This is a genomic window from Telluria sp. LT2P34, from assembly GCF_059685915.1.
Window position 1 is genome coordinate 155,954 of sequence record NZ_JCASIN010000004.1, and the last position, 22,251, is coordinate 178,204.

Here is a 22,251-nt window from a genome sequence, read left to right on the forward strand (position 1 = left end):
CTCAGCTCGCGATCACCGATTCGAACACCGATTTCATGCGCACGCCGAGCAGCTCGATCTCTTCCTCGCCCAGCACATACGGCGGCATCGCATACACGGTGCGGCCGATCGGGCGCAGCAGCAGTTCGTTTTCCACGGCCGCCGTGAAGAAACGGCGTGAAAAACTGGCGGCGCGTACCGGGTCGGGCTCGATCGCATCGAATGCGAAGATCATGCCGCGCTGGCGGAAGTGATGCGCGCGCTCGTGCCCGGCGATCGGGGCGAGGGCGATCGTCAGCTGCGTCGCCAGGTCGCGGTTGCGGTTCAACACGTCGTCGTCGCGGAAGATCTGCAGGGTGGCCAGCGCGGCGCGGCAGGCCAGCGCATTGCCGGTGTAGGAATGCGAATGCAGGAAACCGCGCGTGATGTCGGTGCTGTAGAACGACTGATAGATATCGTCGGTCGTGAGCACCAGCGACAAAGGCAGATAGCCGCCGCTGATGCCTTTCGATAGGCACAGGAAATCCGGCCAGATCGCGGCCTGCTCGCAGGCGAAGAAGGTGCCGGTGCGCCCGCAGCCGACCGCGATCTCGTCGGCGATCAGGTGCACCTGGTGGCGGTCGCAGAGTTCGCGCAGCAGTTCCAGGTAGAGCGGGTCGTACATCGCCATGCCGGTGGCGCACTGCACCAGCGGCTCGACGATGATGGCGGCGATATGGCGGCCGCGTTCCTGGAACAGGGTTTCGACATCCTGCAGCGCACGGCGCGCCACGTCCTGGGCCGATTCGCCCTCGAGCGCATTGCGTGCGTCGGGCGAGGCCACCACGTGCGAGGCGCGCAGCAGCGGGCCGTAGGCATCCTTGAACAAGGGCACGTCGGTGACCGACAAGGCGCCGATGGTCTCGCCGTGGTAGCTGCCCTGCAGGCAGACGAATTCCTGCTTGCTCGTCACACCCGCGTTGCGCCAGGCGTGAAAACTCATCTTCATCGCGATTTCGACCGCCGAGGCGCCGTCGGACGCATAAAAGGCGTGGCCGAGCGCGTGGCCGGTGAGGGCGGCCAGCTGTTCCGACAATTCGACCACCGGCTCGTGGGTAAAACCGGCCAGCATCGCGTGCTCGAGTTTATCTAGCTGGTCTTTCAGGGCCGCGTTGATGCGCGGGTTGGCGTGCCCGAACAGGTTCACCCACCACGAGCTGATGGCGTCGAGGTAGCGCCGCCCTTCGTGGTCGTACAGCCACGGCCCTTTGGCGTGGCTGACCGCGATCAGCGGCACTTCTTCGTGGTGCTGCATTTGCGTGCAGGGGTGCCACACGCTGCGCAGGCTGCGTGCGATCCAGTCGGACGATGCGTTGGGCGATGCCTGGTGCTTCAAAATGGGTCCCAATTCCTTTCAGTTCAACCAACCCGGCTTGCGCTTCTCGAGGAAGGATGCCACGCCCTCGCGTCCCTCGCCGGAAGCCCGGATCGCGGCGATGCGTCCGGCGGTGTCCTGCAGCAGCGCATCCGTGACCGGCGCGCCGACCACGTCGCGCACCAGCTGTTTCGCTTCGCGCACGGCGTTCGGGCTGTTCGAGACCAGCGCCTTGACGATGCCGGCCACGGTGGCGTCGAGGGCATCGAGCTCCACCACTTCGTGGGCAAAGCCCATGCGCGCCGCTGCCGGGGCGTCGAAACGCTCGGCGGTGAGGAAATAGCGGCGCGCGGCCTGCTCCCCCATCGCCTTGATGACATACGGCGAAATCGTCGCCGGGATCAGCCCCAGTTTGACCTCGGAGAGGCAGAAGTTTACGCCAACGGCCGCCACCACGATGTCGCAGGCGGCCACCAGTCCCATGCCGCCGGCATAACAGTCGCCCTGCACCTTGGCCACGGTCGGCTTCGGGCACAGGTAGATGGTGCGCAGCATGTCGGCCAGGCGCGCGGCGTCCAGCAGGTTCTCCTCGTGCGAATAGCCGGCCATTTTCTTCATCCAGTTCAGGTCGGCGCCGGCGCAGAAGGCAGAACCGTTCGCTGCCAGCACGATCGCGCGCACCAGCTCGTTGCGGCCGAGTTCATCGAAGGCCAGCGCCAGCTCGGCAATGGCCTGCTCGTTGAAGGCGTTGCGCAGATCCGGCCGGTCCAGGGTGACGGTGGCCAGCTTGTCGGCGATCGTGATGCTCAGGGTTTCATAGTTCATTTTTTTGACCCTTACATCCGGAAGACGCCGAACTTCGTCTCCGCGATCGGCGCGTTCAGCGCCGCCGACAAGCCCAGGCCCAGCACCATGCGGGTGTCGGCCGGGTCGATGACGCCGTCGTCCCACAGGCGCGCCGAGGCGTAATACGGGTGGCCCTGGTGCTCGTACTGCTCCTTGATCGGCTGCTTGAACGCGGCTTCTTCATCCGCCGTCCACTGGCCGCCGCGGCCTTCGATGCCGTCGCGCTTGACGGTGGCCAGGACGGACGCGGCCTGGTCGCCGCCCATGACGGAAATGCGCGCGTTCGGCCACATCCACAGGAAGCGCGGCGAGAAGGCGCGGCCGCACATGCCGTAATTGCCGGCGCCGAAAGAGCCGCCGATGATGACCGTGAATTTCGGCACGGCGGCGGTGGCGACCGCAGTCACCATCTTGGCGCCGTTGCGGGCGATGCCTTCGTTTTCGTATTTTCTACCGACCATGAAGCCGGTGATGTTTTGCAGGAACACCAGCGGGATCTTGCGCTGGCAGCACAGCTCGATGAAATGCGTGCCCTTCAATGCCGACTCGGAGAACAGGATGCCGTTATTCGCGATGATGCCGACCTTGACGCCATAGATGTGGGCGAAGCCGCACACCAGCGTGGTGCCGTAGCGGGCCTTGAATTCGTCGAATTCGCTGCCGTCGACCACGCGTGCGATCACTTCGCGCACGTCGAAGGGTTTGCGGGTGTCCACGGGAATGACGCCGTAGAGTTCCTGTGATGGATATTTCGGCTCCACCGTTTCCCGGGTCGCGCCCTGCACGACCTTTGTGCGGTTCAGGTTCGAGACGATGGTGCGCGCCAGCGATAGCGCGTGCAGATCGTTTTGCGCCAGGTGGTCGACCACGCCCGACAGCCGGGTGTGAACGTCGCCGCCGCCCAGGTCTTCGGCCGTGACGACTTCACCGGTCGCCGCTTTCACCAGGGGCGGGCCGCCGAGGAAAATCGTGCCCTGCTCCTTGACGATGATCGACTCGTCGCTCATCGCAGGGACATAGGCGCCGCCGGCCGTGCACGAACCCATGACGACGGCGATCTGCGGGATGCCCTTGGCGGACAGGTTCGCCTGGTTATAAAAGATGCGGCCGAAATGGTCGCGGTCGGGGAACACGTCGTCCTGGTTCGGCAGGTTGGCGCCGCCCGAGTCGACCAGGTAAATGCAGGGCAAATTGTTTTGCTCGGCGATTTCCTGGGCCCGCAGGTGTTTTTTGACCGTCATCGGGTAGTAGGTGCCGCCTTTGACGGTGGCGTCGTTACACACGATCACGCATTCCTGGCCGGCGACGCGGCCGATGCCGGTGATGATGCCGGCGGCGGGCGCTGCACCCTCGTACATGTCATAGGCGGCCAGCTGGGAAAACTCGAGGAAGGGCGTGCCCGGATCGAGCAGCATCTGCACGCGGTCGCGCGGCAGCAGTTTTCCGCGCGCCACGTGCTTGGCGCTGGCCGCTTCGCCGCCGCCCTTGGCGATGGCGGCCACCTTCTCGCGCAGGTCGTCCACGATGGACTGCATGGCTGCGGCGTTGGCTTTGAATTCGTCACCACGCGGGTTGAGTTTGCTCTCGATATGGGGCATTGCCGTCCTCTTTATTTGTCGAGCACCTGACAAACCTCAGGGCTGCGTTGCGTCGTCTCGCCGTACAAGTGTACTGTCTTCGACGACGCGCCTTGCCCTGAGGCTTGTCAGGCACTCTCATTTTTTGCTGGAAAAGTGCCGTCCAGGTAGAACCAGCGCGGCGTGCCGCCCAGGGCCGGATCGGGTTCGCGCAGGAAGCGGCTCGTTTCGTGCAGGCGCTGCGCGCGGCCACCGACCTTGAAGCGGGCAACGAATTCAACCGTGTCGCACTCTGGATGATCCAGTGATTCTGCTTTACGTTGACGTAAACGTAAAGCAGATTTTATCTCGAGGCCGAGCCAGCGCAGTTTCTCGTCCGGATCGAGGATCGCGTCCTGGGGCCGGGTGCGCGGATGCCAGGTGGCGCGCAGGTAGGTTTCATTGCGTAGCGTGTAGGCAGTGTAACGCGAACGCATCAGGGCTTCGGCGCTGTCTGGCAGTGCGGCGCCCGTGATGAACGGACCGCAGCATGTATCCAACGATGCGCCACCACAGGGGCAGGCAGGGGAGGTGTGTGGGGTCGGCATCAACGGATTATCCGCGATTTTCGTTCCCACAAATAGTCAGGATGGCTTCATCGCAGACGAAGCCATCCTATGCCGATGGAAGATCAGGCGATAGTCAATGCGTTTAACGGGTGGATTTCTTTGTGCGACGGATCAGGCTGAGACCAGCCAGGCCCAGGCCCAGCAAACCGAGCGATGCAGGTTCAGGCACTTCGGCAGGAGCATCGCGATATGCCCACACGCCAATTTGTCGGCCTGCACCGTCATTGAGCCCCCAGGTACCATTCGAGCCGACATCGAATGAGGCCTTGCCGTAATTCCATTGCAGAGCATCACCATCGCCAATGCGGGCAACTGTTGCTTGCGAGTCGCTGAAGTAGATATAGCCGTGCATCCAGCGGTTGCTACCCATGCTGCTGTAAGGAGCAGTGTGCTCCATCAGTGAATAGAAGAGCTTCGCCGCATCGAGGTTATTTTCGCTGAAATCCCCATTGTCGCCAGTGCGCACGTTGGCGGCTCCAGCATTGACGAACAGTGCCGTGACATCCGCTGCTTTCGCCAGTTGAAAACCTTTGCCGGCGAAGATCGAGTTGTTGAAAAAGCCATTGACGCCGCTTGCATTCGTCGTTTTGGTGACATCCACCCACTGGCGCTTCGTCACCGTGTCGAGAACCAGCATGCCGTCGCCTTGCGTGGCAAAGTCTTGCTCGATGAGTCCGGCCTGGGCAGTGGCCGAGAGGAGGAGCATTGCAGCGACGGCGAATTTGCTGATGAAGGAGGTGTTCATGGGGTAGTTGCCTTAGGGTTATTATATTTTCCTATTAGCAATTCTCGTGCCAGCGCAACAAACCCCTTTCGAATCAATAGTTTACAAAAAGTACTATTTAATTCTTTTTATCAACTGTAAGAATATTCGACAGGCAGCGCCGTATCGGCGGTCTACAAGGTGTCAAGCCTGACCGTAAACGTACTGCCCATCCCCGCCCCGTCGCTATGGGCCGTGACTGTTCCGCCGTGCAGGCCCACGACGTTCTTGACCAGCGCCAGGCCGATCCCGAGGCCGCCCTGGGAACGGTCGGGCGTGCGCTCGGCCTGGGTGAACAGGTCGAAGACCTGGGGCAGCAGGGTGGGGCCGATGCCGATGCCGTTGTCGCGAATGTGGATGCTGGCCGATTCCGCGGTTGCTTCGACCGCCACCACGATGCGCCCGCCGCGCGGCGTGTATTTCGCGGCGTTGTTGAGCAGGTTGGCCAGCACCTGCACCAGGCGGTTCGGGTCGCCCATCACCTGGACGCCGTCCGGGCCAGGCTCGACCGTCAGCGCATGCGCGCGCGACTCGATCAGGGGCCGCGACTGTTCGATGGCGCCGCTGACGATCGCCATGACGTCGAGCGGCTGGCATTCGAGCTGGATCAGGCCGCGCGTGACGCGAGAAATGTCGAGCAGGTCGTCGACCAGCGAGGTCATGTGTTTTACCTGGCGGCTGATCACCTCGCTCGACTTGCGCACCCGTTCTTCGCTGGCGATGCCGATCTTGAGCAGCTCGGCGGCCGAAGCGATCGGCGCCAGCGGGTTGCGCAGCTCGTGCGCCAGCATGGCGAGGAATTCGTCCTTGCGCCGGTCCTGTTCCTGGAGCGAACTGTAGAGGTTAGCGTTTTCGAAGCCGTTCGCCACGATCGAGGCCAGCTGCACCAGGATCGCTTCGTCCTCTTCCGTGAAATCGCCCTCGATCTTGTCCGATGCCTGGATCAGGCCGATATTCCTGCCCTTGCGGTCGATGAGCGGGACTGCCAGCCAGCCCTGTATCGGTGGATGGCTCGCCGCATGGGCGCCAAAACCTTTCCATGCCGGATGAGCAAGCAACGCTGCCTGCGTCAGCCGCATCGGCTTGTTGGTCCGGCATACCTGGGCATAAATGCCGCTGCCGTCGGCCTTGTTGGCATAGCCGCGATAGCCGGCATACTTGTCGGACAGCGACACGGCATTGAACAAGGGCGGCCATTTGTTCTCTTCGGTCACGGACACGACCGCCTGGTGCACCCCGAGGATATCGCGCACTTCCTCCACCAGGCCCTCGGCAATATCCTTGCTCGACAGGGCGGTACCGAGTGCACGCGAAGCCTGCGCCACTTTCGACAGCAGGGCCGAATGGCGCTTTTCGCGCTCGAGGCGCTGCGACAGCTCGGCCTGCGCCATGACGATGTCGTGGATATCCGTGTTGGCGCCGATCCACTCGCGGATGGCGTCGTCGGCATCGAGCATGGGAATGCCTTTGACCGCCGTCCAGCGGTATTCGCCGGTCACGCTGCGCAGGCGGTATTCGGTCTGGAACACCGAACGGGTCGCCACGCACTCGAGCCAGATCCGCCTGGTCTTGTCGCGGTCGTCCGGATGCAGGGCGTCGAGCCAGCCGAACTCTTTCCATTCCTCGTAAGTCTGGCCGGTAAAAGCGCGCCAGGAAGGCGAATCCTCGACCACGCGGCCGTCAGCCGTATTGGTCCAGACAATTTGCGAGGTCGCCATCACGAGCGAGCGGAAGCGCTGCTCGCGGGCCCGCAAGGCCGTTTCCGCCGCCACCCGCTCGGAAATGTCCTCATGCATCAGCATGACTTCGAGCACGCGGCCGGCGCGGTCCTTGATCGGATGCGCACGCGCGGTCACCCAGCGCGCGCGCCCGGCGCCGGCCAGCTCGACGACGTCGTAGCGGATCGCGGGAATTTGCACCGATTCGCCGGCCAGGGCACGCTGCAAGTAGGGAACAACGCCGCTGGCGATCAGCTGCGGGTCGGTCAGCAGGCTGAATTCGGGGCTGAGGATGAAGGCCTTCAGGTCGGTGCCGTCGTAGATCTGCCAGAGTTCTTCCCAGGCCCGGTTGACGCGGATGGTCTGGCCGTTCGGCGCCAGGATCTGGATGCTGGTCGGCGCCTGCTCGAACAGTTCCTGATAACGCGTCTCGTGACTGGCATGCGGGTCGGAATCCAGAGCAGGAGTAGGAGGAGGCAACATGGATTCCAGACCAAACATTTAAGTACGGAATGATGTCACATTTTCACCCCGACCGCAGCATCGAACCGCCTTCCTTACTTCGGATGAAATTCCTCGGTCGATACAAACAAGTCCCAGCAAGCGATGAACAGCGCCGCGATCAGGGGACCGATCACGAAACCGTTCAGGCCGAACAAGGCCATGCCGCCGATGGTCGACAGCAGCACCAGGTAGTCCGGCATCTTCGTGTCCTTGCCGACCAGTAGCGGACGCAGGATGTTGTCGACCAGGCCGATCACGACCACGCCGAAGGTAATCAGGATCAAACCTTTTGCGACATCGCCAGTGGCCAGCAGATACATTGCCACCGGCGCCCAGACGATCGCGGCGCCGACGGCCGGCAGCAGCGACAGGAAGGCCATCACGACCGCCCACAGCAGCGGCGCCTGGATGTCGAGGAACCAGAAGATCAGGCCGCCGAGCGCGCCCTGGGCAATGGCAACGAGCACATTGCCCTTGACGGTGGCGCGGATCACGGTGGTCAGGTTATTGAACAGGCGCCGCTTGTAGTGCGTGCTCAGGGGAAACGCGTCCCTGGTCCGGTTGACCAGGGCCTGGCCGTCGCGCAGCAGGAAAAACAGCAAATACAGCATCACCGTCAGGCCGACCAGGAACTCGAAGGTCATGCCTCCGATGTGCAGGGCCTGGCGCGCGACGGTCTGGCTGACCTGCGCCGCGCCTTGCTGAAGCTTGACCTGCAGCGAAGCGATATCGGTCAGGTCGAAGCGCTCGAGTACCGTGATCACCCATTGCGGCAGCGACGCGATGATGCGCTGGAAATACATGCCGAAATCGATACTTCCGGAACTGATCATGGCATACACGGTCGATGCCTGGTTCACCAGCGAGACACCGATCAGCGACAGCGGCAGGATCACCATCACCACGATCGAGGCCAGCGTGATCAATGCCGCCAGCGTCGGCCGGCCCTTGGTCATGGCCAGCACCCGGCGATACAGTCCGGAGAACAGGATGGCCAGCACGATGCCCCAGAACACCGCCCCCGAATACGGCAACAGGATCCAGCCGAAGGCCAGGGTGACGATCGCCAGCAGAAAGAGGAAGAATTTTTGTTCGAGCGTGTACTGGTTCATGGGGCTATTCGTGTTTATGTTGCGTTTTTGGTAATTGCGCGCCCCAATCATAGTCGATCCGGTAGCTTTGGCCTACTTTGCAACCACACGACGGACTCGCCATGTTCAGCTTCGACGATTTTGATCAGCTCAGATTTCTGGAAGGACGCTGGCGGGGTGTCAGCGCCGACGGCAAGGAATTTTTTGAAGAATACGTCCGGCCCGAGCCGGGGGTGTTTCACTCGCGCCGCTATCCCGACCACAGCTTCGACCAGCACTCCGACGGCAGCACCATCCGTTTCGACAACGGCGAAGTCGTGTCGGAATGGGGCGAATTCAGCTGGCGCGCCACCGAGATCGGCGCCGACAGCGCCTGTTTCGCCCCGCTCAAGGCGCCCAGCGAATTCGACTGGCGGCGGGTCGATGCCGATACGCTGGAAGCAATCCAGCGCTGGGATGTCGACGGCAAGGCGCAGCAATACACGATACGGCTGACGCGGGTGGCGGCGCACAGCCCTTCCTGAGGCGTCCGCGAAACGCTCGACATAATGAGCGTTCGTGTCGCGGGGAATCCTTGCACTAGTTACATGAGACAATTGCGTTCGCTCACTTTTTCAAAGCGCCAACGCCTGTCCATGATATCGACCCACCGCCCCGACCTCCTTTCGTCCCTCCTGCAGCGCCATCGTTTCCTCGTCCTGGGGCCCGTCCTGGCCGGTACGCTGCTGGCGCCGGCAGCAGCCGGCGCGCAGACGGCGCCCGCTGCGCCGCCAGCATCGACCCAGCGGGCAAGCCTAGCGCCGGCACAACAGCCGGTGGCGGTGTCGCCACAGCCGTCGCCGGTGGCGCCTGCGCCCGCTGCCGACGCTACCCAGCCTGCGCCGGGCGTGGCGACCGTCTCGGTCACCGGCACCCGTTCCTCGAACCGGATCGACCGCCAGGTCTACGACGTCAAGAGCGATGCCGCCACCTCCACCGATTCGGTCGGCGACGCCCTGAATAAGGTGCCCTCGGTGGGCGTCGACGCCGACGGTTCGGTCACCCTGCGTGGCCGCAGCAATGTCCAGATCCTGATCGATGGCAAGCCATCGGCCATGATGCAGGGCGAGAACCGGGCCGCGGCGATCCAGGCGCTGCCGGCGGGCGACCTGGAATCGATCGAGGTACTGAATAATCCGGGCGCGCAGTTCGGCAACGAAGGCGGGGGTGGCCCGATCATCAACCTGGTGATGCGGCGCGAGCGCCGCCCGGGCGGTTTCGCATCGGTCAACGCCAACCTCGGCACCGAAGGCCGTTTCAATGCCAACAGTTTCGGCAGCTACACGACCGGCCGCATGAGCGTGCAGGGTGGCGTTTACATGTCGCGCAATAAAAACGAATTCGACCGCGAAATCGATCGCGACCGAATCGACGCCACCGGCGGCGTCGCCAGCAGCAGCCGGCTGTCGAATGGCGAGAGCGAGAGCGAGAACGTCGGCGTCAACGGCACCTTCAGCTACAACATCGGCGAGAAGGATGTACTGGCGCTGTCCACCATGCTCGGCGGCACCAACAACGATAGCCAGGGCCTGGAACGCTATCGCGGCACGAATGTCCTGGGGGCCGTCGACAGCCAATACCTGCGTTCGACCGAGGGCGAGGGGCGCAACCGCAACTACAGCCTGGGCGCGCGTTACGACCACAAGGGAAGCTTGCCAGGTGAAAACCTGAAACTCGACCTGCGCGTATCCGGCAATACCGCGGAAAACGATGGCCGCGAGTCGAGCATCTATACGGTGCGCCCGGCCAGCGCCAGCGCCGACCTGACGCGCCAGCGCCGCGACACCGAAACGCGCGTGATCGACCTCACCGGCGACTACGACCGGCCGGGCGATCACGGCATCCTGCGGATCGGCTACAAGGTCGCGCGCAACAGCAATGTGTTCGACAACGCGTTTATCAACATCGCCAACGGCAGCCTGGTCGAATCGGTCAACGCCGCCCGCACCAACCGCTTCGAGATCGACGAACTCACCGCTGCGCTCTACGGCAGTTACCAGCTGCGCCTGTCGGGCAAGTGGGGCGTGCAGGGCGGCCTGCGCGGCGAGTACACCGACGTCGACCTGAACCAGGTCACGACCAATGTGCGCGCCAGCAACGACTACTTCGACGCCATCCCGAGCGCCTTCCTCAGCTACGACTGGTCGGAAGACACCGCCATTCGCCTGAGCTATGCACGCCGCATACGCCGGCCCGGCGCGGCCGACCTGAATCCCTTTGTCGTCTACCGCGACGATTTCAACGTGTCGTCGGGCAATCCGAACCTGCGGCCGACGAATACCGATTCGCTCGAACTCGGCGTCGAGACCAAGCTCGGCAAGGTCGACACCAACGTGCGCCTGTACGCGCGGCGCGACAGCGACCTGATTTCCGAGCGCCGCTTCTTCATCGGCGACAACGTGCTGCTGACGACCCGCGACAACGAGGGCACCAGCCGCTCGGGCGGCCTCGAATTCACCTTCAGCGGCCGCGCCACCGATAAACTGCAGCTCAACGCCAGCGGCAATCTGGCCTACACCGAGCAGAACGTTCTCGGCATCTCCGGCACCACCGGCGACAAGCGCACCGCGACCTCGCTCAGCGGCCGCGCCCGTGTCAGCTACCAGTTGAACCCGACTAACCAGTTCCAGCTGATGGTCAATGCGCAAGGGAAGGTCCTGTTCGGCGAAGGCTACCGCCAGCCGGTGCAGACCGCCGATTTCACCTACCGCCGCACCCTCAGCCCGGCGATGAGCCTGGTCGTGAACGTGCGCGATGTCTTCGATTCGCAGAAAACCGAGATCGTCACCGAGACCGAGCGCCTGCGCGAATACAGCGTGGCGCACGCCAACGGCCGGATGGTGACGGTGGGCCTGTCCTACCGCTTCGGCAGCTTCGGCGGCGGCGGGCGCCAGGGGCCGGGCATGATGGGACGTCCCGGCGGCCCTGGCGGTCCCGGCGGCATGGGTCCGGGCGGCGGCGGCATGGGCCGCTGACCGGCGAAGGCTAGCCGGGCGGGCGCAGCAGCGCCTGGTCGCCGTGCAAGGCCAGCGGCATCGCCCTGGCCCAGCGGTTGGCCGACAGCGAGAAAGTCAAGGCACGCACCTGGTGGTACCAGCCGGCGGGTACGTACAGCATGTCGCCCGGTTCGACGATGCATTCGACCAGAGCGGCCTGGCGCGCCAGCGGAAAGCGCTCGAAATCCGGCGCTTCCGGATCGAAGGGCGAGCCGAACAGGATCGCGTTGGCCTCGCTCGGGTAGAGAAAGGCATCGTGGTGCGGCGGCGCCAGAAAAATGCGCTTGCTGCCCCAGACCTGCGCAAAGATGTTGTCGTCGTAGTCGCAGTGCAGGGGCGTCACCGTCCCGGCCGGGCCGAGCCAGAAGCGCGGCGGCCCCATCTTGCTGAAATACCCGGGCCAGTGGCACAGGCCGTTCAATTCCCGCAATTCCAGGTTGCCGAGATAGGGCGGCAGTCCTTCGGTTCCGTTCGCCACCAATTCCAGGTAGTCCAGCATCGACATGTCCTGCATCGCCCGGTCCGGCGCGAATGCGGTATTGATGTAATCGCCGACGCGCGCACGCACCGGCAGGTGGCTGAAACGCTCGCGCAGCGCCGCCGGCGTCAGGGCGGCCAGCGGCCAGCGTTGTACCAGTCCGGTGATCATGAACGGCAGGCCTTGTGCGGCGCGCGCGCGGAAGGCGGCCGCATCGAGGCTGGCCACGCGCGGCACGTCGGTGAGCGCAGGGAGCGTGCGCGCGGCATGCCGGATCGCCTCGCGCATCGCGTGGATCGAGCTGACCCCACGCACCAGCGCATCCTTTTCTGCGCGCGCCTGCTTTCTGGCGTGCAGCTCTTGCGGCGAGCCGTGGACAGGGGGCCGCGGCGGCAGGCGCGGCGTCGGATTTTCTTCGTTTGACATGGCCCGCAGTGTAGCAGGGCAGGGCAGGCGCCTCAGCGCGCGCTCGGGCCGCTCAGGTAGGCGGGCTTGCTGCAGGCGTCGTCGACATCGAAGCTCAAGGCGATTGCATACCCGTCCGGCCCGTAGCGGGTGATCAGGAGCGCCCTGGTGGCGTGGTAGGTCGGGCCGGCCAGGGCGCGGTCGACGAAGCAGGCCTTCAAATCTTCGAGGCCGTCGCCGTTGACGTCGCGGCGCTCGACGACCCTGAGTTCATGAAACCAGTGTTCCCGCTCGAAGCTCACGCTGTCGTCGCTGGCCTTGCTCGGTGTAAGCCCCAGGTCGGCAAACGTGCGCGTTGCGGGCGTGCGCCGTGGCCCGAAAGAGCTGCGGATGCTGGCGAGGTCGAATTTTTCGGCCAGGAAATTGCCGAGGCCGGTGGCCGGAAAATGGCTGATGACTGGCGTTGCTTGCGCGCCAACTGAGAGCATCAGGGCGCCCACGGCGCTAAGGAGATAAGGGCGAGTCTTCATGGGGCAGCTCCGGTTTCAGGACAGCCCCCTTGCGCGCAATGTTACTGGTCACCGCGCTGTGCGAGGGCAGGGCATCGATGGGGGCCAAACTGGGCGTTCAGGAATGCCAGGTAGCGCATGTCCAGCTTCGATAATGCCGTGCAAGTAAACGGTGGCTGCTGAAGATCCCCGAACAGGTACAAGGTAGCGGTAACGGCAAAGAACTCCTTGTCGTTCTTCAGGAAATGCGCATCCTGGAAACGCGGCGGAAACAAGTTGCTGTTTTTTACGCGCTGGTATTCCTGCCCGATTTCAGGCCGCTCTCGTCCCAGGACATTGAAATGATACGCATGCAGCAATTCATGCAGCAGGATCGGCCGCTTCGCCGAGAACACCATCGGGCTCAGACGAATGCTGCCGACGCCCCGGCGCACGACGAACACACCGTGTTTCTCGTCCAGAGCGGGATCGATGAAAATCGGGGTCTGTTGCATCGCTGCGAGCACCTGCGGCGGCAGCCCGGCCGAGGCCACGATGGCGAGCTGGGTGTCGAGCGAGGCCAGGACCTCGGCTGGCAGGGCCTGGCTCGGCAGGACGATCTGGAAGCCCTGGTCGGCGCTGGCCAGCTTGGCGGCACTCCACAACGCGCACGCGGCAAGCAGTGCAACTGGAAGGCGCATGCTCACCGCAGCGCCAGCATGTCCAGCGCAAACGGCGGCGCCTTTCCCTGCATCAGGTCGGTCAGCACGCGGGCGGTGCCGGCGGCGAAGGTAAAGCCGAGCGGGCCGTGGCCGACGTTCAGCCACAGGTTGGGCAGCGGCGAGGCGCCGATGATCGGGGCGCTGTTCGGGGTGGCCGGGCGCAGGCCGGCCCAGGTTTCAAGACGGTCGTAGTCGGCCGCGTGCGGCATCGTTTCCCGGACCTGGCGCGTCAGGCTGGCGATGCGCTTCGGCGGCAGGCTCAAGTCTTCGCCGGCGATGTCGACCATCGCCGCCACGCGCAGCTTGTCGCCGATGCGCGCATACAGCACCTTGCGCTCGAAGTCGGTGACGCTGATGTCGGGCGCGGTGTCGGTGGCGCGGATCGGCGCGGTCAGGCTGTAGCCTTTCAAGGGGTACAACGGCAACTTGATGCCCACCCCGGCAGCCAGGTCGCGGCTCTGGATGCCGGCGGCCAGCACAAAGGCGTCGGCACCGAGCGGGCCGACGCTCGTGTCGAGCCCGGTGACCCGGCCGCCGGCAACGACGATGCGCGTCACCTCGGCCTGCACGAAGCCTTTGAAACGCGGGTGGGCGCGGATGCGGTCGGCCAGCGCGGTGCAAAAGGCGTGGCAATCGGCCACCGCCTCGCCGCTGTTATAGATGCCGCCGGCCAGCAGCCCGCGCGCCGCCGCCAGCGCCGGTTCGCGCGCGGCGCATTCGTCTGCGCTCCAGATGGCGCCGGCGGTGGCCTTGGCGGCCGCCTGGGCGAAGACTTTCGGGGAACGGTAGACCACCAGCTTGCCGGCGTCGCGCCAGGCAAAATCGTCGGGGGCCACGATCGCCCCGAGTTCCTGCATGCCGGCGCGCGACAGTTCGCCCAGTTGCAGCAGCTTGGCGGTGGTGCGGCGGTTGTCCGCGCTATTGCATTGGCCGAGGAAACTGGCCAGCCAGGTCCATTGGCGCAGATCGAATTCGGGCTTGAAGCGCAGCGGGCCGTGTTCCTGGAACAGCCAGGCGATGGCTTTCAGGGGCACGCCGGCATCGGCCAGCGGCGCGACATAGCGGTAGCTCAGCTGGCCGCCATTGCCGTAGCTGGCGCCGTTCGCCACCTGCGGCGCACGCTCGAGCACGGTCACCTGGAAGCCGGCCTCGAGCAGCCACCAGGCCGAGGTCAGGCCGACCACGCCGCCACCGATCACGCTTATTTGCTGCATCTTCTGCTGCATCCCTTGCTGCACTCCAATGGTTTTTTATTCGATAAGCGAAGGAAACAGCTTAGGGCGCGCGGGCGCATACGGCCAATGAAAGAGGAACGCCACGCCATAACCGGCAGTCATGCGAATTCAGAGGATGGCATGCTGGAACAGACTGCTCAGCACTGCTTCCTCGAACCGGGCCAGCGCCGAATAGCGCCCCTTGTGAAGCTCGGGGTCGCTCGAACTGCCGCCGACGAGCACGATCATGCCGTTCTTGCGTTGCCGGTCGAACGCGAAGATCGAGCGCAATCCATAGGCGTCGCCGAGGTGGCCGACGGCATCGAAGCCGCCCTCGACCAGGCGGCGGCCCGCTTGGTCCGGGAACTGCGCATTGCCCAGGCCCCAGCCGCTAAACAAGCCGTGCAGGGTGTCGCCGTTGCCGCCCTTGCCGTCGGCCGTCCATTGGGGCGCGAACATGCGATCGAGCGTGGCCGCCGCCAGGATGCGCCGGCCCCGGTGCATGCCGCCGTTCATCAGCATCAGCATGACGGTCCCCAGGCCGTGCGCCGATATGCGCAGGCCGCCGGTCGGGCTGAAGGGCGTGGCGTTGTCGCCGACGACATAGGCGTCGATCCCGGCAGGCGGCGCCGGCGCGCGCGACCGCAGGTCATCGACCTGCGCGATCCACGGCCCCGCCGCATCCCACTTTTCCGTGTCGAGCGTGCGCTTGCGGTAGAGCGTGGCCAGCTTGGCCTGTGCCGGCGCCGGCAATTCGGCGACATGGTAGCCGGCCGTCAGCCCGAGCGGCCGCAGCAGGAGCGTTTGCATCAGGCGATCGAAGCGCTCGCCCGTCACCCGCTCCATCAGGGTGCCGATCAGGCCCCAGCCGAGATTGCAGTAAGTGAAATAGTCGCCCGGCCCTGCGTTGGTCGCCCACATCTTGCCCTCGCCGTGCAGGCGCCCGCCCGGCACGACGAAGTCACGCAGGGCGCTGCCGACCGGAAAGGAATAGCCGGCTTCGTCGCGCAGCGAGGACGTGTGGGTTAAGAGCTGGCGCAGGGTAATCGCGCGCTGCGGGAAATGCGGGTTGCGCAGGTTGAAACCGAGGTAGGCGGAGACATCGGCATCGAGCGCGCACTTGCCGGCTTCCACCAGGCGCATCAGGCCGAGCGTGGTCATCAGCTTGGAAACCGAGGCGATCCGGTACAGGGTGTCGCGGGTGGCCGGAGCATCGGAGCTTGCGCCGTTGCCGATCCAGCGCCGGCCGAACTGGCCCTCGTAGGCAAGTTTGCCCTTGCGGATCGCCAGCACCGAGAGGCTGGCCAGTTCGCAGGCGGGGTCCGTGACGATGGCGGCCAGCTCGCGCTCGAGCCTGTCCTTGCGACCGCCACTTGAGGACGGCGTTGCCGCCAGCAGCGGCTCCAGCCCGCCCAGCAAGGCCAGTCCGAGCAGTGTTCTCCTGTTTCCGTTCATGCCAGTCCCTTGTCACTTTTTTATGTTGCCGAGCACGGATAATATCGGAACAATTTTCAGGCTGCCTGAACCGCTCTGCCTTACACTGGGGCCGCGAGCCATCCCATTATGAACATGAGCAATCCGATTCCCGACTTCAAGGTCGACGCCAACGACAATTCGCCGCTGTACATGCAGCTGGCACGCAAGCTGGTGCAGGACGTGCGCGACGGCCGCTACCAGGCCGACCAGGCGCTGCCCTCGGAGCGCACCCTGTCCGAGCAGCAGGGCGTATCGCGCGTGACGGCGCGCAAAGCGATCGACCAGCTGGTCGAGCAGGGACTGGTGGTACGGCGTCGCGGCTCCGGCAACTATATTGCGCCGCGCATCGAGCAGCCGCTGTCGAACCTGTCGAGCTTTTCGGAACAGTTGCAGCAGCGCGGCTACACGCCGAATTCGCGCTGGCTGCGGCGCGAGGTGGTGGCGGCCGACGCCGACGAGCAACTGGCACTGGGCCTGTCGCCCGGGGCGCGGGTGGCGCGCCTGGAGCGCCTGCGCCTGGCCGACGAAGTCGTGATGGCCTACGAAACCAGCGTGATTCCCGCTTCCGTGCTGCCGCAGCCGCAGGATGTCGCCAATTCGCTGTACGCCCACCTCGACGCCAGCGGCCAGATGCCGGTGCGCGCACTGCAGCACATCCGCGCCATGAACGCATCGCTTGAACTCGCGGCGCGCCTGGGCGTGCCGGAAGGGCAGGCCGTGCTGTTCATCACCCGTGTCGGCTACCTGGAGTCGGGCGTGGCGGTCGAGCTGACGCATTCCTATTGCCGCAGCGATTACTATGATTTCGTGGCGGAACTGCGCCGTAGTCCCGCATAGTAAGCAGCATAAACAGGCAGCATAACTTTTCGTCATAACGACGGCCTTTCCTTTCATGGGAATGCTTGCCGGATTGGTATTACACTGGTTTCATTGATAATTCCGGAGATTGACGCGACCATGCTCAACACCGAAACCCCGTCCCAGGACCACACCCTGCTCGACCAGTATCCGACCCTGGAACTGGTGAACGTGCTGGTGGACGACCAGCTCAATGCGGTCAATGCCGTGCGCGCCGCCGCACCGCAGCTGGCCGCCGCCGTGGCTGCCGCCTTGCCGCGCATGGAAGCGGGCGGGCGCCTGGTGTATGTCGGCGCCGGCACCTCGGGTCGCCTGGGCGTGCTCGACAGCGTTGAGCTGTATCCCACTTTTTCCTGGCCGCATGGCCGCGCCATCGCGCTCCTGGCCGGCGGTAACGACGCCATGTTCGTCGCCGTCGAAGGCGCCGAGGACGACCTCGAGCAGGGCGCGGCCGACCTGCGCTCGGTGCAGGTCGGCGCGGACGACGTCGTGCTGCTGATCGCCGCCTCCGGCGCCACGCCCTATGTGCTGGGCGCCCTGCGCGCCGCGCGCGCGGCCGGGGCCCTGACGATCGGCTTTGCGAACAACCCGGATGCGCCGGTCGCCGGCGAGGCCGACATCGGCATCACCCTCGACACCGGCCCGGAAGTCATTTCCGGCAGCACGCGCCTGAAAGCCGGCACCTCGCAGAAGATCGCCCTGAACACCTTTTCCAGCGCCTTGATGGTGCGTTTGAACAAGGTTCACGGCAACCTGATGGTAGACTTGAAGGCGACCAACGCCAAGCTGGTGCTGCGCGCCATCCGCCTGACGGCTTTCGCTACCGGCGCCGACGAGGCGGCGGCAAGAAGCGTGCTGGAACAGTGCGATTTCCACGTCAAGACGGCGATCGTCGCCTTGTCCCGGAAAACCAGTGTCGAACAGGCTCGGGCCTTGCTGGAATCCGCACACGGCAGCGTTCGCCAGGCATTAGCCGACTAACAGCGACAGAGTCCCGAGTGGCAGGGCTCCAGCCCCGCTCCACCATCCCTGCCCGAACACGAAAGAGTTATGCAAAAATCGCAAGCGAGAAGTCCGTGGCTGTGGGTGCCGTCGCTGTATTTTGCCCAGGCCATTCCGTATGTCGTCGCGATGAGCCTGTCGGTCATCATGTACAAGGACATGGGGGTCTCCAACTCCGACATCGCCTTCTACACCAGCCTGCTGTACCTGCCCTGGGTCATCAAACCGCTGTGGTCGCCCGTGGTCGACATGTTCGGCACCAAGCGCGGCTGGACGGTGACGCTGCAACTGGCAGTGGCCGCCGCCATGGTGGCCGTGGGGACGGTACTGCACTTGCCGTCCTTCTTCGCGGTCAGCCTGGCCGTCATGTGGCTGATGGCTTTCAGCTCGGCCACGCACGACATTTCGGCCGACGGTTTTTACATGCTGGGCCTGCGCCAGAAGGACCAGGCGGCGTTTGTCGGCGTGCGCAGCACCTTTTATCGCCTCGCCACGCTGGCCGGGCAGGGACCGCTGGTGGTGCTGGCCGGTTACCTGGCGACGACCCTGGGCGACACCCACCAGGCCTGGTCGATCGTGTTCTTCGTGCTGGCGGGCGTGTTCGCCATCGCCTTTGCCTGGCACCAGATGGTGCTGCCGCGCCCGGAAGCGGACCATGCCGTCGCCTCCGGCGCCAATCCGCTGCGCGAATTCTTCGGCACCTTCAGCGCCTTTTTCCGCAAGCGCGACATCTGGCTGATCCTCGGCTTTATCCTGACCTTCCGCCTCGGCGAAGCGCAGCTGCTGAAATTGGTGGCGCCTTTCCTCAAGGATCCGCTCAGTGAAGGCGGCCTCGGCTTGACGACGGCGCAGTACGGCATTGCCTACGGCACCATCGGCATTCTGGCCCTGACCCTGGGCGGCCTCGCCGGCGGCTACCTGATTTCGCGCCTTGGACTGAAACGCTGCCTGTGGCTGATGGTGTTCGCGGTGCACTTGCCGGACCTGGTGTTCGTCTACCTGTCGCAGGCCCAGCCGCAGAGTTTTTACCTGATCTGCGCTTCGCTGGCGGTCGAGCAGTTCGGTTATGGCTTCGGCTTCACGGCGATGATGCTGTACATGATCATGGTCGCCGATGGCGAGCACAAGACGGCGCACTACGCCATCTGCACCGGCCTGATGGCGCTCGGCATGATGGTGCCGGGCATGTGGAGCGGCGATCTGCAGGAATACCTGGGCTATAAAAACTTCTTCATCTGGACCTGCCTGGCGACGATACCGGCCTTTATCATGGCGGCGCTGGTGAAGATCGATCCGGAGTTCGGAAAGAAGTGATTGGTGCTTAATTTGGTGCTTAAGCAGACGCCCGGCCGCCTGGCTTCGCTCGACGCCTTTCGCGGCTTTACCATCGCCGCCATGGTGCTGGTGAATAATCCGGGCGACTGGAGCCACCTGTATTCGCAACTGGCCCATGCCAAATGGCATGGCTGGACTTTTACGGACACGATCTTTCCCTTTTTTCTCTTCATCGGCGGGGTGTCGATGGCTCTGTCGCTGGGACGGCTGGCCGATGCAGGCGCCAATAAACCGGGCCTGCTGCTGAAACTGGCGAAGCGCGCGCTGCTGATCTTCCTGATCGGCTTTCTGCTGAACCTGATCCCGCGCTTCGACTGGGGCGCCGTCCGCATTCCGGGCGTGCTGCAAAGGATTGCCCTGTGCACGCTGCTGGCCGCGCCGATCGTCGTGTATTGCGGCTGGCGCCTGCAACTGATCATCATTTTTGCCCTGCTGACCCTGTACAGCGCGCTGATGCTGTTCTACCCGGTGCCCGGGATCGGCGCCGGCGTGCTGGAACCGGGGCGGGATTTCGGCGCCTGGGTCGACCGCATGGTCTTGGACGGCCACATGTGGGTGCAATCAAAAACCTGGGATCCGGAAGGCCTGGTGTCGACCATGCCGGCCCTGTGCAGCCAGCTGTTCGGAGTGCTGGCCGGGCGTTTCTTGCTGAACAAGCTGAGCCGGATGGAACAGACCGTCTGGCTGATGCTGGCCGGCCTGCTCTTGGTCTGGCTGGGCGTGATCTGCGACGCCATCCTCATGCCGATCAACAAAAGCCTGTGGACGCCCTCTTACTGCCTGCTGATGACGGGCTGGGCATTGCTGGTATTCTCCGCCTTCTTCTGGCTGCTCGACGTGAATCCCCATGCGGCGCTGCGCGCGGCGGCAGCGCGCTGGACGCGCCCGTTCCAGATCTACGGCATGAATGCGCTGTTCATCTTCGCGTTCTCCGGGCTGCTGGTCAAAATGCTCGGCTTTATCAAGCTGGCGCAGCCGGACGGCACGACGCTGGCGCTCGGCCGCATGCTGTACGCGCCGATCCGCGCGCTGCCGCTGGGCGCCGTGAACACCTCGCTGCTGTACGCGCTGCTGTTCAACGCCTGCATGTTCGGCATCGCCTGGGCCATGTGGCGGCGCAAGTGGTTCGTCAAAGTATAAGGATTAACGATTTATGAAAGAGGGAGCAGTAGTGCAACCTGATCTGAAAAAACGCGCGTTGGCGTTGGCCGGCGTACTGGCAATGAGCGGCTTCCTGGCCAGCTGTACGACCCCGAAGAAGCTCGCCAAACCGGGTGTCCCGGCGCCGGGCGGCACCATCGTCGCCAGCGGCAAGCTGCCGCCCGCCGCCCCGCGCGAATTCCGCGCGGCCTGGGTCTCCACCGTGGCCAACATCGACTGGCCGAGCAGGCAGAACCTGAACGCGGCCCAGCAGCAGGCGGAGGCCATCGCCATTCTCGACAAGGCGAAGGCGATGAACATGAACGCCATCGTGCTGCAGGTGCGGCCGTCGGCCGACGCGATCTATCCGTCGCAGCTCGAGCCGTGGTCGGAATACCTGAACGGCGCCCAGGGCAAGGGTCCGCAGCCCATGTATGATCCCCTGGCGTTCTGGGTCGGCGAAGCGCATGCGCGCGGCCTCGAGCTGCACGCCTGGTTCAACCCCTACCGCGCGCGCCACGACGGCGCCCGCTCGCCGGCGGCGCCGAACCACATCACGCGCGCGAATCCGGCGGCGGTGCGACGCTACGGCAAGTTCATGTGGATGGACCCGGGCGAGGAATCGGCGTCGAAGCAGACCCTGGACGTCGTCTTGGATGTGGTGCGCCGCTACGACATCGACGGCGTGCACATCGACGATTATTTTTATCCGTATCCGATCGAAGCGACGCCCGCGGTGGCCGGCAACGAAGCGGCACTGGATGGGACACCGGCGGGCAAGCCGGGCGCCAAGGCAGCCGAGCTCGATTTCCCGGACACGCCGAGCTGGGAGCGCTACCTCGCCAGTGGGGGCAAGCTCGACCGCGCCGGCTGGCGCCGCCAGAACGTCAACGAGCTGATCGAGAACATGTACGCGGGCATCCACCGCGAAAAGAGCTGGGTGCGCTTCGGCATCAGCCCCTTCGGCCTGGGCCGTCCCGACCGGCGCCCGCCCGGCATCGCCGGCTTCTCGCAATACGACAAGCTGTATGCGGATGCCGAGCTGTGGCTGCAAAAAGGCTGGCTCGACTACATGGCGCCGCAGCTGTACTGGCCGCGCGCGCAAAAGCCGCAGGCCTATGATGTGCTGCTCGACTACTGGATCGGCCAGAACACGCTGGGCCGCCACATGTGGCCGGGCCTGTTCACCAGCCGCATCGGCGCGCCCACCAAGGATTACCAGCCGCAGGAAATCGTCGACCAGATCGAGGCGACCCGGGCCCGCCCGCAGGCCGCCGGCCACATCCACTTCAGCATGGTCGCGCTGATGCAGAACCGCAAAGGCATCAGCGAGCAGCTGCGCACGGGCAGCTATGCGACGCCGGCCCTGGTGCCGGCCACGCCCTGGCTGGGCAACGTCAAGCCGGGCCTGCCGCGCGTCAAAGCCAGCCGCAAGGGCACGGGGATCGGTTTGACACTTGCCCCCGGCAAGGCGAACGCGCTGTACACGGTGTGGGCGCGTTACGGCAATGAATGGCGTTTCAATGTGGTGCCGGCTTCCACAACCGACTGGACGCTGCAGCAGGATGCCCGCCTCGGCGCGGTCGACGCCGTGTTCGTTGGCGCCGTCGATCGTCTCGGCATCGAAGGCGACCGCCTGCTGGTCTGGGGTAAGTAAC

General features: G+C 64.7%; 19 protein-coding genes. 7 read left to right on the plus strand and 12 right to left on the minus strand.

Annotated elements, in window-relative coordinates:
- Nucleotide 1: 1 nt before the first annotated feature.
- The 7 genes from bioA to AC56KZ_RS13325 all read right to left on the minus strand — a co-directional run bounded on the left by bioA (nt 2) and on the right by AC56KZ_RS13325 (nt 8,461).
- Nucleotides 2-1,354 carry an adenosylmethionine--8-amino-7-oxononanoate transaminase gene (bioA, locus tag AC56KZ_RS13295; protein ID WP_497162648.1) on the minus strand — a complete coding sequence of 451 codons (1,353 nt, stop codon included), beginning with the start codon at nt 1,352-1,354 and terminating at the stop codon, nt 2-4.
- Nucleotides 1,355-1,372: 18 nt separating this feature from the next.
- On the minus strand, nt 1,373-2,158 hold the full coding sequence (locus AC56KZ_RS13300) for an enoyl-CoA hydratase/isomerase family protein (RefSeq protein WP_497162649.1): 786 nt from the start codon (nt 2,156-2,158) through the stop codon (nt 1,373-1,375).
- Between the two features lie 11 nt (nt 2,159-2,169).
- Nucleotides 2,170-3,777, minus strand: a complete 1,608-nt coding sequence (locus tag AC56KZ_RS13305) for a carboxyl transferase domain-containing protein (protein ID WP_497162650.1) — start codon at nt 3,775-3,777, stop codon at nt 2,170-2,172.
- 107 nt (nt 3,778-3,884) lie between these two features.
- Complete coding sequence (locus tag AC56KZ_RS13310; RefSeq protein WP_497162853.1) at nt 3,885-4,343, minus strand: YchJ family protein; 459 nt, start codon at nt 4,341-4,343, stop codon at nt 3,885-3,887.
- A gap of 103 nt (nt 4,344-4,446) precedes the next feature.
- Complete coding sequence (locus tag AC56KZ_RS13315; protein ID WP_497162651.1) at nt 4,447-5,109, minus strand: PEP-CTERM sorting domain-containing protein; 663 nt, start codon at nt 5,107-5,109, stop codon at nt 4,447-4,449.
- A gap of 152 nt (nt 5,110-5,261) precedes the next feature.
- On the minus strand, nt 5,262-7,328 hold the full coding sequence (locus AC56KZ_RS13320) for a PAS domain-containing sensor histidine kinase (RefSeq protein ID WP_497162652.1): 2,067 nt from the start codon (nt 7,326-7,328) through the stop codon (nt 5,262-5,264).
- A 74-nt stretch (nt 7,329-7,402) separates the two neighbouring features.
- On the minus strand, nt 7,403-8,461 hold the full coding sequence (locus AC56KZ_RS13325) for an AI-2E family transporter (protein ID WP_497162653.1): 1,059 nt from the start codon (nt 8,459-8,461) through the stop codon (nt 7,403-7,405).
- A gap of 101 nt (nt 8,462-8,562) precedes the next feature.
- Here AC56KZ_RS13325 and AC56KZ_RS13330 point away from each other — a divergent pair, with 101 nt between their 5' ends.
- Together AC56KZ_RS13330 and AC56KZ_RS13335 are read left to right on the plus strand one after the other, a co-directional pair.
- Nucleotides 8,563-8,964, plus strand: coding sequence for a hypothetical protein (locus AC56KZ_RS13330; RefSeq protein WP_497162654.1), 402 nt, complete (start codon nt 8,563-8,565; stop codon nt 8,962-8,964).
- Between the two features lie 111 nt (nt 8,965-9,075).
- Nucleotides 9,076-11,454, plus strand: coding sequence for a TonB-dependent receptor domain-containing protein (locus tag AC56KZ_RS13335; protein ID WP_497162655.1), 2,379 nt, complete (start codon nt 9,076-9,078; stop codon nt 11,452-11,454).
- A 10-nt stretch (nt 11,455-11,464) separates the two neighbouring features.
- Here AC56KZ_RS13335 and AC56KZ_RS13340 read toward each other — a convergent pair whose 3' ends face one another.
- From AC56KZ_RS13340 to AC56KZ_RS13360, 5 genes are all read right to left on the minus strand, one after another.
- Complete coding sequence (locus AC56KZ_RS13340; RefSeq protein WP_497162656.1) at nt 11,465-12,379, minus strand: cupin-like domain-containing protein; 915 nt, start codon at nt 12,377-12,379, stop codon at nt 11,465-11,467.
- A 32-nt stretch (nt 12,380-12,411) separates the two neighbouring features.
- Entirely contained in the window at nt 12,412-12,888 is a 477-nt protein-coding gene (locus tag AC56KZ_RS13345; RefSeq protein WP_497162657.1) for a hypothetical protein, read from the minus strand.
- A gap of 41 nt (nt 12,889-12,929) precedes the next feature.
- Entirely contained in the window at nt 12,930-13,553 is a 624-nt protein-coding gene (locus AC56KZ_RS13350) for a hypothetical protein (protein ID WP_497162658.1), read from the minus strand.
- Entirely contained in the window at nt 13,550-14,782 is a 1,233-nt protein-coding gene (locus AC56KZ_RS13355) for a D-amino acid dehydrogenase (RefSeq protein WP_497162854.1), read from the minus strand. The genes AC56KZ_RS13350 and AC56KZ_RS13355 overlap by 4 nt, the downstream gene beginning before the upstream one ends.
- A 129-nt stretch (nt 14,783-14,911) precedes the next feature.
- On the minus strand, nt 14,912-16,237 hold the full coding sequence (locus AC56KZ_RS13360; protein ID WP_497162659.1) for a serine hydrolase domain-containing protein: 1,326 nt from the start codon (nt 16,235-16,237) through the stop codon (nt 14,912-14,914).
- A 114-nt stretch (nt 16,238-16,351) separates the two neighbouring features.
- Between AC56KZ_RS13360 and AC56KZ_RS13365 the strand changes: the two genes are divergently transcribed.
- The 5 genes from AC56KZ_RS13365 to AC56KZ_RS13385 all read left to right on the plus strand — a co-directional run bounded on the left by AC56KZ_RS13365 (nt 16,352) and on the right by AC56KZ_RS13385 (nt 22,250).
- Nucleotides 16,352-17,095, plus strand: coding sequence for a GntR family transcriptional regulator (locus AC56KZ_RS13365; protein ID WP_497162660.1), 744 nt, complete (start codon nt 16,352-16,354; stop codon nt 17,093-17,095).
- A 120-nt stretch (nt 17,096-17,215) separates the two neighbouring features.
- Complete coding sequence (murQ, locus tag AC56KZ_RS13370) at nt 17,216-18,097, plus strand: N-acetylmuramic acid 6-phosphate etherase (RefSeq protein WP_497162661.1); 882 nt, start codon at nt 17,216-17,218, stop codon at nt 18,095-18,097.
- A gap of 69 nt (nt 18,098-18,166) precedes the next feature.
- Complete coding sequence (locus tag AC56KZ_RS13375; RefSeq protein WP_497162662.1) at nt 18,167-19,432, plus strand: MFS transporter; 1,266 nt, start codon at nt 18,167-18,169, stop codon at nt 19,430-19,432.
- Nucleotides 19,433-19,447: 15 nt separating this feature from the next.
- Nucleotides 19,448-20,593, plus strand: coding sequence for an acyltransferase family protein (locus AC56KZ_RS13380; protein ID WP_497162663.1), 1,146 nt, complete (start codon nt 19,448-19,450; stop codon nt 20,591-20,593).
- A 31-nt stretch (nt 20,594-20,624) separates the two neighbouring features.
- The gene (locus tag AC56KZ_RS13385; RefSeq protein WP_497162664.1) at nt 20,625-22,250 is read left to right on the plus strand and encodes a glycoside hydrolase family 10-like protein; all 1,626 of its coding nucleotides are present in this window, start codon (nt 20,625-20,627) and stop codon (nt 22,248-22,250) included.
- Nucleotide 22,251: the final 1 nt, after the last annotated feature.